The organism is Brevibacterium sp. HMSC07C04 (assembly GCF_001815905.1).
Classification (GTDB): Bacteria; Actinomycetota; Actinomycetes; order Actinomycetales; family Brevibacteriaceae; genus Brevibacterium.
In genome coordinates, this window is record NZ_KV823283.1 from 1 (window position 1) to 11992 (window position 11992).

An 11992-nucleotide genomic window follows, 5' to 3' on the forward strand; every position below is an offset into this window, starting at 1 on the left:
CGGCCCAGCGCACCCACGTCAGATACGGCACACCAGCAGTTACGCACGAACCGACCAGCCACGCCAGCACCGGCGACAGGATGTTCGTCAGACCATCACCCAGCTGAAACGCCTGCAGCGCCAGCTGGTGGTGCATGCCCAGTGCCGTGGCAATCGGAGCAAGAAGCGGAATGAGAATCGCAGCCTTCGCTGCAGTCGACGGAATGATGAAGTTGATCGCCGCAAACAGCAGAACCATGAGCACTGCCGACCAGCCCAAGCCCACGTCGCGCAGCGGCAGCGTGAGCGTGTAGACAATCGTGTCGAGAATCTTCGCTTCCTTCAGCAGGCCGGAAATCGAGCCTGCCATGCCGATGATGATGGCAATGAAGCCCATGCTGGAAATACCGCGGGCAATCGACTCCGCCAACGGGTTCCACTTAAAGCCCGCAGCCTTGCCGATGATGATCGCCGACACCAGGTTGGTTGCAAACATCACTTCGATGACCTGCTTCGAATCCACCAGCAGCGAATAGCCCACAACCACACCGAACTGCGCAATGAACAGCGCCAGCACAAGCACCGAGCGCAGCTGCAGCTTCGTCGCAGCGACGGTGTCGGCTTCGCCTGCAGCGTCCCCTGCAGCCTTTCCTTCAGCACCAGCCTCAGCTGCCTCACCACCTTCACCTCCGGTTGCAGCAAGAGCACCGTGCGGCCGCCAGCCGTGCTTCCACATGAGCGAACGCGTGGGGTCCTTCTGAATACGGCGCACGTACATCAGCACAAAGGCCAAGCCCGCCAGCATGAAGATGTTCATGATGAGCATGCGCATGCCGAAGCCGGAGTATGGCGGCAGGCCGATAAGCATCTGCGACACCGCCATGTGTGTGGGTCCCGTGCCGAACCCGATGAGCGCGGCAAATGTTGTCACGGCAATCGCCACGATCCCGTCGAGGCCGAGTTTGCGGGCGAACAGAACGCCGATCGGCACAATCGCAATCAGCGCGTCGTTGCCGGAGAACCCGCCGATGTAGACCATGAGGCAGAACAGTCCCGACACCAGCAGCGGCGTGCTCTTGTCCTGCAGTTTGTAGATGGTGGCATCGAGCAGATTCTCAAACGCCTTCGATTCCAAAACCACGGAAACGTTCGCCCCGACCGACAGCACGGCGAAGGCAACCGGCGCCATGTTGACCGCCCCGGTCAGCAGCATCATGAGTGCACCTAGGGGGCTGACCGGCGACTGGTCTTCCAGGTAGCGGAAGTCGTCCGGGTTGATCGAGCCGTCGGGGTTCTTCTGATATTCCCCCGCGGGAATGAGATAGCCGGCGGCTGTGGCCGCACCCAGAATGATGAACATGAGCCACAGCAGGTGCGGCATTTCCCAGCGCTTCTTCGGCTGGGTCTGGTCTGTTGTTTCGTCGTTTTGCGCACTGGCCTGAGCGTTTTGTGCGGCCTTCTTTTCGTCTTTTTCGGCCGGCGCTGTCTGCGCGGCCTTGTCGATTGTCGTCGACACGGTGAAGCTCCTGAATGCAGAAACGGATGAGGGGGCAACACCCGCGGTGCATCGTTTCTCTGACGGCTGACCAGCCTGTCTGCAGGTTGGGTGGCGGGGAGCTCAGGCCACCACCCGGTGGAAGCCTGTGCTCAGACGGTTCTGATGAGAACTGAGCCGTTGTGCCCGCCGAAGCCGAAGGAATTCGACAGCACCGCGCTCATACACGGACCCGCACGGTCAAGCGGCTTGCGGGCTGCGACAACGTCGAGCTTCGGGAAATCGGGCACGTCAAGGTTGACGGTCGGAGGAATCACACCGTCACGCAGGGCGCACACGCTGAGGATCGCCTCGAGCGCTCCCCCGGCACCCAGCAGGTGCCCGGTGGAGGACTTCACTGCCGTCACGGGAATCTGGCTGACAGCATCACCGAACACGGCTTCCAGGGCGAGGGCTTCTGCAGCATCCCCTGCCGAGGTGGAGGTCCCGTGCGCGTTCACGTGCCCCAGGGGTGCCCCTGCGGGACCGCCCGTGGCGAAGTCCTCCGGGGTGAGACCAGCATCGGCCAGGGCAGCGCGCATAGCCGCGGCGGCACCTCGTCCGTCAGGTTCGGGAGCGGTCGCGTGGTGGGCATCGGATGATGAGCCGAATCCGGCCAGCTCGGCCAGTGCCTGCCCACCGCGGCGCTGCAGAGCGACATCGCTTTCCAGCACGATGGCAGCTGCGCCTGCGGACATGACGAAACCGGCCCGATCGCGGTCGAAGGGGCGCGAAGCCTCCTGTGGGTGATCGTTGAAGCCAGAGGCCAGCGCACGCATGTTCGCATTCGATGCGAGGTTGGCAGGGTTGATGCAGTCTTCGACGCCGATGACGATCGCGGCATCCGCATAGCCATGGCGCAAAGCTCGCAGCGCCTCGCCTAGGCCGACGGCTCCGGATGCGCACGTGGCAGACACTGCGTGAGCGGGGCCGGTGATTCCGTGCCGCTGGCTGATGAGTGCTGCTGGGGAATCCGGTGCGCCGTGCATGGACAGGGTCAGCGGCACGCCGCGCTGGCCGTCTTCGGCGTAGGCGAGCGCTGAGCGCTGTTGAGGGCGGATGGGACCAGAACCGGTGGCTGTCACGATCATGACCCGGGCGGGGTCCCACGGCAGGTCAGCTGACGAGGCGCCAGTCGGGCTGGCCTGTATGTCTGCGGCTTGCTTTAGGGCCTGGTCGGCGGCGGCGATGGCCCACAGGTGGAAGTCTTCTAAGCGTCGGGCCAGGTGGCGGGGCACGTGGTCTTCAGCATTGAAACCGCGAACCTGTCCGCCGATGCGCACGCTGAGGCCTTCGAATTCCTGGCCTTCGAGCACTCCGATTCCGCTGTGTCCGTGCTGCACGGCATGCCAGGTGTCGGCAACCGTCAGACCGCTGGGCGTGATAGCGCCCGTTCCGGTAATCCAGACACGGTTGGGTTCAGAGTGGTGCGCGTTCACAGACGGACAACTCCTTTCCCACCGGTCTCAATGAGCCCCGCTGTTTCAGTGGCTCGCACTTTACCGCCGACCGTGCGCGGCAGTGCCGCCACGGCGTAATACTTCGCAGGAACAAACTGTGGGGCCAAGTGTGTGCGCCCGCGTTCCCGCAGTGAGGCCTTGCTCAGCTCTTCGGGCAACACCGGGGCGGGGCCGTTCTGTTCCCGTAAGCCGGACTCTTCCTGTGAGTCTGACCATACTCCGTCACCTGAATCGGCAGACACCAGGTCACCGACTTCGACAACCAAAGCGACAGCGGTTCCGAGTGCGGCATCCGGCAGACCCACGGCAACGGCCTCGCGGTGCTGGCCGCCAAGAGTGAGTCCCGCATAGGCGCGTGTGACTTCCGGCAGTGCGACCTTGTGTCCGCCGACGTTGATGATGTCGCCCTTGCGTCCCAGAAGCTGCAGTTGGCGTTTGCCGTCCACCACGGCAATCCGACCCTGGTCTTCGACGGTAGCCCAGCCTCGTTCATCCAGCAGGTGGACATCGGCGGTGCCGGCAATGTAGTCATCGGAGCGCGACTCAGCAAGCACCCACAGTGTGCCGATTTCACCATCCGGCACAGGGGCTCCCGCATCATCGCGGATTTCGACCTGGATGCCGTCGTAGATCTGGTTCCACGTGCTGTCCTCACCGCGGGCATCCCCGATGAAGCCGATTTCGGCTGCCCCGTAGTAGCTGATGAGCCGCACGTGCGGCAGCACTTCAGCTAGGTCCTTCCGCAGTTCGTTGGGCAGGTTAGCCCCGCCAACCACAATGAGATCAAGCCCCGCAAAATCCTTAGGCCCTCGGGTGGCTTGGGCAATGATGCCGCGCAGCACCGCCGGCACTGTGACAATCCGCGTGATCTGCTGCTGCGCCACACGCTTGCCCAGACCGGGCAGGGAAAGCTCGTCAGCCAGGTGGACCTCTCCCCCGCTGGCCAGGCACTCAACCGCCGCGTACAGCGTCAGCGAATACGCAAACGCCCCGGGCGCAAGGGTCGCCACTCCCGGCAACGGCTCCAGATAGCTGGAAGACACCGCGAAGTTCGCCCTGTACTGGCCGCGGGTTTTGAGAAACGCCTTCGGGCTGCTGGTCGTGCCAGACGAAAAGAGCATGAGGTAAGGCTCATCCGCATCCCGCACCTGCGGCGGTTCGGCAGGCTGCACTTGCGCCTCGATTTCCCTGAAGCGCTGCACGGGCACAACAACCCCACCCCAGTCCGGGCCTAGAGCAGAGCGCAAGCGGGCCTCCGCCTGGTCATCATCGACGATCACCAGGCCGATGCCGACTTCGGCAATCACGTGCCGCTGGTGGTCCACCGGCCAGCGCGGGTCGATGGTTGCCGACACCGCCCGGTACCCGGCCAGGCCGGCCATAATGCGGGCGGCTTCAAATGCCGAGGTGGAGCTCACCGCGATCACCGGCGCTCCCTGGGTTTCGGGGGCGGGTGTGGGCAGGTTCGGCGCCTGGGCCAGCAGGTGGCGCGCGGCGGCGATGACGCGTCGGCCGTCCTCGGCCAGTTCCGCGTAGGTCAGACGGGCGTGTTCGCCGACGATCGCCGGACGGTCGGGATGGTTGGCGGCGGTGGTGAGAATCGAATGGGTTATCGGCACGGTTTCAGCCTAGACCGAAGCGGAGGCCGGGGTCGAAACACCCCGGCCTCCGGTTCGCTCAGCGGTACGGACTCAGCAGCTCAGCCGGAGCTGCGCCTCGTCAGCCCAGACCCCAGCCCCACCTCGTCAGCCCGCCCTCAGATCACAGTCCGAGAGCGCGGGCAATGAGCATGAGCTGCACCTCGGTGGTGCCTTCGCCGATCTCGAGGATCTTCGAGTCGCGGTAGTGGCGGGCCACCAGGTATTCGTTCATGAAGCCGTAGCCGCCGTGAACCTGCGTGGCATCGCGCGCATTGTCCATGGCAGCCTCACCGGCAATGAGCTTGGCGATGGAGGCTTCCTTCTTGAACGGCTCACCGGCGAGCATCTTCGAAGCTGCTTCGTAATAGGCGGCGCGGGCTGCCGAAGCGCGTGCTTCCATGCGGGCGATCTTGAAGGAAATCGCCTGGTAGCTGGCAATCGGCTTGCCGAAGCTGGTGCGCTCCTGCGCGTACTTCACGGACGCGTCAACACAGCCCTGCGCGGCACCGACCGACAGGGCGGCAACCGCGATACGACCCTCATCGAGAATGCGCAGGAAGTTCGCGTAGCCGCGACCGCGCTCACCCAGCAGGTTCTCTTCGGGAACCTTGACGTTGTCGAAGGTCAGCGGGTGAGTGTCGGAGGAGTTCCAGCCGACCTTGTCGTACAGCGGCTCAGCCGTGAAGCCGGGAGTGCCGGCCGGGATCATGATGGTGGAGATCTCCGGCTTTTCCTTCCCGTCCTTGCCCACGCGGGTGCCGGTGACGGCGGTCGCGGTGACCAGGCGGGTGATGTCGGTGCCGGAGTTGGTGATGAACGACTTCGAACCGTTGATCGTCCATTCGCCGTTTTCCAGCGTCGCCTTGGTGCGGGTGCCGCCGGCATCCGATCCGGCTTCGGGTTCCGTCAGGCCAAAGGATGCAAGACCGGAACCGTCCGTGAGCTTGGGCAGCCATTCCTTCTTCTGCTCTTCCGTGCCGAACAGGTAGATGGGCATGGCACCGAGCGAAACAGCGGCCTCGAGCGTGATGGCCAGCGACTGGTTTTCGCGCGCGATTTCCTCAATCGCCAGGCACAGTGCGAAGTAGTCTCCGCCCATGCCACCGTACTCTTCCGGGAAGGGCAGGCCGAACAGGCCCATCTTGCCCATCTTTGCCACGAGTTCGTACGGGAATTCGTGCTTGCGGTCGAGTTCAGCTGAGACGGGGGCGACTTCGTTGTCGGTGAAATCAGCAACTGCCCTGCGGAGGCTTTCGTATTCCTCCGGCAGCATTCCTGGGGTGAAGCTCATGAGCTCTCCTTAAGTTCTTGGTCAGTCTTCTTCTGCTTCTTCGTCGACGATCGTGACGAGCACTTCGTCCAGTGCCACCTGGGCGCCGACCGCGGCTTTGACGTGAGCGGTGCCGGCGGCGGGTGCGCGCAGCACGTGCTCCATCTTCATGGCCTCCACGACGGCGATCGCGTCGCCTTCAGCGACTTCCGCCCCGTCTTCGACCAGCAGCTGGGTCAGCGATCCCGGCATGGGTGCGCAGATGTCGGCACCCGCGGCACCCGGGTCGAGTTCAGATTCGGCAACGGGGCGCGCAAAGCTGTAGACGCCTCGTTCGCTGGCGACCCAGATCATGCGGGTGTCCGGATCGGCCCACAGCATCGCGGTGTGCTGCACGCCGTCGATCGTGAGCTTGTACACCGTGTCACCGGCTTCCGTGGTGACTGGCGTGAGCTCTTCGCCGCGCCACACGACGGTCTCGACCTCACCGCCGTGGGCCAGTTTCACGCTCACGGCAGGCTGGCGACTGGATCGCCATCCGTTGGGCCGAGCCCACGCACTGGGCGTTTCTGTGCGCTCCCCTGCCGAGGTGCCGCCGAGCTTCTGCGTTCCCGCGGCTCCCCTTGTGCTCACCACGAACGCGGCGGCGAACAGCTTGTCGATCTCACCGGGAGCGTGGGCGAGTTCTTCTTCCGTCATGCGGTCGATCAAACCGGTGTCGAGTCTGCCTTCGATGACGTCTTCACGGCGGATCAGGCGGCGGACGAAGTCGATGTTCGTCGTAATGCCGGGCACAGCTGAGCGGGCGAGCGCGGAGTCCAAGCGCGACAGCGCGGTTTCACGGTCATGAGCGGTGATGATCACCTTGGCGATCATCGGATCGTAGTCAGACACGATCCGCTGACCGGCTTCGAGACCGGCGTCAATGCGGATGCCCGCACCTTCTGGGAACTGCACGTCAAGTGCCGTGCCCCCGGTGGGCAGGAAGCCGCGGGAGGGATCTTCGGCGTAGACGCGCGCTTCGATCGAATGGCCGGTGAGCGTGATGTCTTCCTGCTTCAGTGCAAGCTCTTCGCCGCTGCCGATCCGCAGCATCCACTCGACCAGGTCAACGCCCGTGACTTCTTCTGTTACGGGGTGTTCCACCTGCAGGCGGGTGTTCATCTCCATGAAGAAGAACTCGTCTGGTTTGTCAGCCGAGACGATGAACTCGACCGTGCCTGCACCGCGGTAGCCTACGGAACGGGCGGTGTCGCAGGCAGCCTGGCCGATGGCTGCGCGGGTTTCTTCGTCCAGCAGTGCCGACGGGGCTTCTTCGATGACTTTCTGGTGGCGGCGCTGCAGGGAGCATTCGCGTTCGCCCAAGTGGATGACATTGCCGTGTTCATCGGCGAGGATCTGCACTTCAATGTGGCGAGGAGTGGCCACCAGGCGCTCAATGAACAGCGTGTCGTCACCGAAACTCGCCGCTGCTTCTCGGCGTGCTGCCGCAAGTGCGTCTTTGAGATCCTTCGGGTCATACACCGCGTGCATGCCCTTGCCCCCACCACCGGCGGAGGGCTTGATGAGGATGGGGAAGCCCACCTCGTCAGCCCGCTCAATGAGCTGTTCGTCGCTCAGGCCCGCTTCGGCCACACCGGGAACCAACGGCACATTGCGCGATGCCACGGCCTGCTTAGCCGTGATTTTGTCGCCCATGGTGCGGATGGCCTCAGCGGTCGGTCCGAGGAACACGATCCCCGCATCTTCACAGGCCTGAGCGAATTCGGCGTTTTCGGACAGGAACCCGTAGCCGGGGTGGATCGCCTCGGCACCGGTGTCCTTGGCGGCCTGAATGACCTTGTCGATCCGCAGGTACGATTCCGCTGCAGCTGCCGGGCCCAAGCGCACGGCGACATCCGCTGCTTTGGTGTGGGCCGCCTCGGCGTCGGCATCGGAGTACACGGCGACCGTTTTGATGCCCAGCGCACGGCAGGTGCGCATAACGCGCAGGGCGATTTCACCGCGGTTGGCAATGAGAACTGTTGAGAACACAGCGATCACATCCTGAAAACGCCGTAGCCGGGCGCGTTGTTGGGGCGGGCAAGCGGGGCGTAGCGGGCGGCTTCGAGGGCCAGTGCGAGCACCTGGCGGGTGTCACCGGGTTCGATGACGCCATCGTCCCACAGCCGGGCCGTTGAATAGTAGGGCACGCCCTGGGTTTCGTATTGTTCGAGCACGGGCGCTTTGAATTCGGCTTCTTCTTCCGCCGACCACTCTTCGCCGCGAGCCTCAATCTGGTCGCGTTTGACGGTTGAGAGCACGCTGGCTGCCTGTTCGCCGCCCATAACGGAGATGCGGGTGTGCGGCCACATCCACAGAAAGCGCGGACTGTAGGCGCGCCCGCACATCGAGTAGTTTCCAGCACCGTAGGAACCGCCGATCACCACGGTGAACTTCGGCACCCGGGCCGTGGCGACCGCGTTGACCATCTTCGCGCCGTGCTTGGCAATACCGCCTGCTTCGTAGTCGCGGCCAACCATGAAGCCGGTGATGTTCTGCAGGAAGATCAGCGGGGTGTCGCGCTGGTCACACAGTTCGATGAAGTGTGCGCCCTTCTGCGCGGACTCACCGAACAGCACGCCGTTGTTGGCGATGATTCCCACGGGGTGTCCGTCCAGGTGGGCGAAGCCGGTCACGAGCGTCGTACCGTACTCGGCTTTGAATTCGTGGAACTCGCTGCCGTCGACCAGGCGGGCGATGACTTCGCGGACGTCATAGGGGGTTTTGAGGTCAGCGGGCACGACCTGCGTGAGTTCGTCCGGGCTGAACAGCGGTTCGCGCGGCTCCCTGCGCGCCCACGCCGGGGTGAGGCTTTCCTGCGGCGGCAGCGTTGAAACGACATCGCGCATGATCTCCAGGGCGTGTTCGTCATTGGCCGCCAGGTGGTCGGTGACACCCGAAGTGCGCGAATGCAGGGCACCGCCGCCAAGCTCCTCGGCCGTGACAACTTCGCCGGTTGCTGCCTTCACCAGCGGCGGGCCGCCCAAGAAGATTGTGCCCTGTTCATTGACGATGATCGATTCGTCCGCCATTGCCGGAACGTACGCACCGCCGGCAGTACACGAGCCCATGACAGCCGCCAGCTGCGGAATACCGGCGGCCGACAGGGTGGCCTGATTGTAGAAGATGCGGCCAAAGTGCTCGCGATCAGGAAAGACATCGTCCTGATTCGGCAGATTGGCACCGCCGGAATCCACCAGGTAAATGCACGGAAGCTGGTTTTCGCGCGCAACTTCCTGGGCGCGCAGGTGCTTCTTGACGGTCATCGGATAGTAGGTTCCGCCCTTGACCGTGGCGTCATTGGCAACAATGACGCAGGTGCGCCCGGCAACAACGCCTATGCCGGTGATGATTCCAGCACCCGGGCTGTCGTCGTTGTACATGCCGTTGGCAGCCAGGGGAGAAAGCTCCAGAAACGGAGTGCCGGGGTCCAAAAGCTGCTCTACCCTGTCGCGCGGAAGCAGTTTGCCTCGGTCGATGTGCCGCTGCCGTGAACGCTCGGAACCGCCCAGGGCGGTTTGGGCGACGCGCTCACGCAGTTCGTCGATGAGCTTTTGGTGCGCCGCAGCGCGTTCGGCGCCAACCGCAGCATCAGGCGGTGTGCCTAGTGTCTTCATCCGAACTCCTTCGTACTGGATACCACCGGGCCGGCAGACTGAATTCTGAAGACCAAGCCCTGCCGATTTCAGTGAATTGCCACTAACTGAAAGTATAGTATGTCGATGTGTCGCCAGACACAAGCACGGACCGGCAAAGCCAAAAGCGGCACAGTGAAGGAGGGCCCATGACAGGCAGTGACGCTCCCCAGCCCACGCGGCGCCAAGCCGCAAAAGAGCGCAGGCGCCAGCAGATCCTCGACTCCGCCAAAAAGCTGTTTGCCCGTCAGGGGTTCCGCGCGGTCAGCATTGACGACATCGGCGCCGGTGCCGGGATCTCGGGCCCAGCGGTGTACAGGCATTTCGAATCCAAAGAGGCCCTACTGGCCGAACTCCTCGTGGGCATATCCAAACACCTGCACACCGGCATGAGCGCTATCGTCAACACCCACAGCGGTCAGAGCGCAGACAAAGCAGACCGCACAGCAAAGCGCCCCCACGCCGACCCCCACCCCGGTAAGGGCGGAGCGTCGGGTGAGGGCGCCTCGGCAGTGGGGGCCAGCCCGCGTTCAGCGATGGAAGAGCTTCTTGCCTTTCACGTGGAATTCGCCGTCAACGAACCCGAGCTCATTCGCATTCAGGACCGCGATTTCGAGGCTCTGCGGGAGAGCGACCGCAAACGGGTGCGCCGCCTACAGCGGGAATACATGACCGGCTGGGAAGACGTGCTCGTGCAAGTGCGCCCCGACCTTGAAGGGGCCGGGGCGCGCGTGCTCGTGCAGGCTGTCATCGGGATGCTCAATTCGACGCCCTACGTGGTGCGCCGGCTCGAATCAAACGTCATTGAGCGGCATCTGCGCAAAGCCGCTCACGCCGCCCTCGGCCTGGGCTGAGGCTTCAAGCCCCAGCACCCCGCCGGGGTGACGCGCGCTCCCTTGCCGTCACGCTTTCTGAACTGTGATCGTCCAGCTGGCATCGCCAACACGGTCAAAGTGCGTCACTGGGTAGCCGTTTTCGGCAGCCCATTCCGGGATCGCCTCCGTCGCCTGGGTGCAGTCAAAGTCGATTTTGAGCTCATCGCCGACAGGCAGGCTCTCCATGGCCTTCTTCGCTTCGACCAGCGGGAACGGGCAGACCTGGCCGACGGTTTCAAGTACGTGCTGCATATTCATCTTCTCCTTGATAGGACGCGCTTGGGGCGCAGGGCCGCGCCCCAAGCGCCGGATTCCGTGCCGAAGTGTTCGGGCACGAGGGGTGGTTCAAAGACGGCGGGGTCTTAGGCCCGAACGGGCGCTTTCTTTTCAGATGCGGCTTCCTGCGAAGTGCCGCCGCCGATTGTGAGCTTGGCGGCGACTCCCGCACCGATCACCATGAATGCGAGCGAAACCCAGCCCTGCCAGGTCATCATGGCGGTCTGCACCATGCCGTTGCCGACAGTGCAGCCTCCCGCCAAAGCAGCGCCGAAGCCCATGCCGATACCGCCGAGGATCGACTTGACCACTGTGGTTGCGTCAGGAACGCGCAGACGGAACTCGCCGGAGGCTTTGGCCGCAATGAACGAACCGATGATGAGCGACACGGTGAAGTAGACACCCCAGTCGACAAGCTCAACATCGCCGGTGGCCAGGTAGGTGACCAGATTTGCCGACGGAGTCGTCACACCCAGCCCGCTGTTGCGGCCGGCAGCGGCTGAGAGCACCCAGCCGACGGTGGCAATGACGCCGATGACGGCTGCCGTGGCAAACGGGTTCCAGCGCTTTTCAAGCAGCAGGTGCTTCACCCCGCTGTAGCGGGGCGGAAGGGTCGCAACCTTGGCGCGGCCTCGATTGTGGTGGATCGTCAGCCACGCGGCCACGGCAGCCAGGATGACGGTCAGCACCCACGGGGACACGTGCAGCGTTTCGTAGATCGCGCCCTGCGAGATTTCGATATCGCGCATGCTTTCAGTGAATCCGCTGAGCGGGCCGTGCTTCATGATCGAGGCGGTCAGCGCGTACATGCCAAGCGCAAACCACGAACCCACGAGCCCTTCACCGGCGCGATAGTACGTACCGGTGGCGCAGCCTCCGGCGACGACCATGGACGCTCCGAAGATGAACGCGCCGATGATGGTTGCCGCCCACGGGAAGCCCTTGGACTCCAAGTGGATGACGCCGAGGGACACCAGCGCCCACAGGCCGACGGCGTGCACGGCGATGAGCAGAATGAATGAAGAGAACCAGCGTGTTTTGCGTGCGAAGAAAACGTCACGGAATGCACCCGTGGTGCAATAGCGTCCACGCTGCAGGATAAAGCCGAGGACGCCGCCGATCACAAGACCGGTCAGTGGCATAGCAAGCCTTTCGTGTTTGCCCTCTCAACCGCACCGAATCGAGCACAGCGGCTTTGCCGCAGCGCCATTGGCTGAACCGAGCAGCGCTCAGCGCGCGACTAAACGCAGTGCAGGCCGGACAACAGCCGTGCTGGCTCGG

The 11992-nt window shown here is 63.8% G+C and carries 9 protein-coding genes; 1 reads left to right on the top strand and 8 read right to left on the bottom strand.

Annotated elements, in window-relative coordinates:
* The 6 genes from HMPREF3162_RS10085 to HMPREF3162_RS10110 all read right to left on the bottom strand — a co-directional run.
* A partial coding sequence (locus tag HMPREF3162_RS10085; RefSeq protein ID WP_070777734.1) for an AbgT family transporter occupies positions 1–1495 on the bottom strand: 1495 nt, incomplete at its 3' end.
* Between the two features lie 131 nt (positions 1496–1626).
* Entirely contained in the window at positions 1627–2952 is a 1326-nt protein-coding gene (locus HMPREF3162_RS10090; RefSeq protein WP_070777735.1) for a beta-ketoacyl-[acyl-carrier-protein] synthase family protein, read from the bottom strand.
* Complete coding sequence (locus HMPREF3162_RS10095; protein ID WP_070777736.1) at positions 2949–4592, bottom strand: class I adenylate-forming enzyme family protein; 1644 nt, start codon at positions 4590–4592, stop codon at positions 2949–2951. Before HMPREF3162_RS10095 ends, HMPREF3162_RS10090 begins: the two co-directional genes overlap by 4 nt.
* 142 nt (positions 4593–4734) lie before the next feature.
* On the bottom strand, positions 4735–5904 hold the full coding sequence (locus tag HMPREF3162_RS10100) for an acyl-CoA dehydrogenase family protein (protein ID WP_070777737.1): 1170 nt from the start codon (positions 5902–5904) through the stop codon (positions 4735–4737).
* Positions 5905–5925: 21 nt separating this feature from the next.
* Positions 5926–7917 carry an acetyl-CoA carboxylase biotin carboxylase subunit gene (locus tag HMPREF3162_RS10105; RefSeq protein WP_070777781.1) on the bottom strand — a complete coding sequence of 664 codons (1992 nt, stop codon included), beginning with the start codon at positions 7915–7917 and terminating at the stop codon, positions 5926–5928.
* 5 nt (positions 7918–7922) lie between these two features.
* Entirely contained in the window at positions 7923–9542 is a 1620-nt protein-coding gene (locus HMPREF3162_RS10110; RefSeq protein ID WP_070573199.1) for a carboxyl transferase domain-containing protein, read from the bottom strand.
* Positions 9543–9709: 167 nt separating this feature from the next.
* On the opposite strand from HMPREF3162_RS10110, the gene HMPREF3162_RS10115 reads away from it, so the two are divergent.
* Entirely contained in the window at positions 9710–10414 is a 705-nt protein-coding gene (locus HMPREF3162_RS10115) for a TetR/AcrR family transcriptional regulator (protein ID WP_070777738.1), read from the top strand.
* A 48-nt stretch (positions 10415–10462) separates the two neighbouring features.
* On the opposite strand, the gene HMPREF3162_RS10120 is transcribed toward HMPREF3162_RS10115, so the two are convergent.
* Complete coding sequence (locus tag HMPREF3162_RS10120) at positions 10463–10687, bottom strand: sulfurtransferase TusA family protein (RefSeq protein ID WP_070573195.1); 225 nt, start codon at positions 10685–10687, stop codon at positions 10463–10465.
* Positions 10688–10797: 110 nt separating this feature from the next.
* Entirely contained in the window at positions 10798–11853 is a 1056-nt protein-coding gene (locus tag HMPREF3162_RS10125; protein WP_070777739.1) for a YeeE/YedE family protein, read from the bottom strand.
* Between the last annotated feature and the right edge of the window lie 139 nt (positions 11854–11992).

Excerpts from the sequence above, each read along its gene's own strand:
- HMPREF3162_RS10100 (WP_070777737.1), bottom strand. The coding sequence starts at position 5,904 with ATGAGCTTCACCCCAGGAATGCTGCCGGAGGAATACGAAAGCCTCCGC.
- HMPREF3162_RS10110 (WP_070573199.1), bottom strand. The coding sequence starts at position 9,542 with ATGAAGACACTAGGCACACCGCCTGATGCTGCGGTTGGCGCCGAACGC.
- HMPREF3162_RS10115 (WP_070777738.1), top strand. The coding sequence starts at position 9,710 with ATGACAGGCAGTGACGCTCCCCAGCCCACGCGGCGCCAAGCCGCAAAA.
- HMPREF3162_RS10120 (WP_070573195.1), bottom strand. The coding sequence starts at position 10,687 with ATGCAGCACGTACTTGAAACCGTCGGCCAGGTCTGCCCGTTCCCGCTG.
- HMPREF3162_RS10125 (WP_070777739.1), bottom strand. The coding sequence starts at position 11,853 with ATGCCACTGACCGGTCTTGTGATCGGCGGCGTCCTCGGCTTTATCCTG.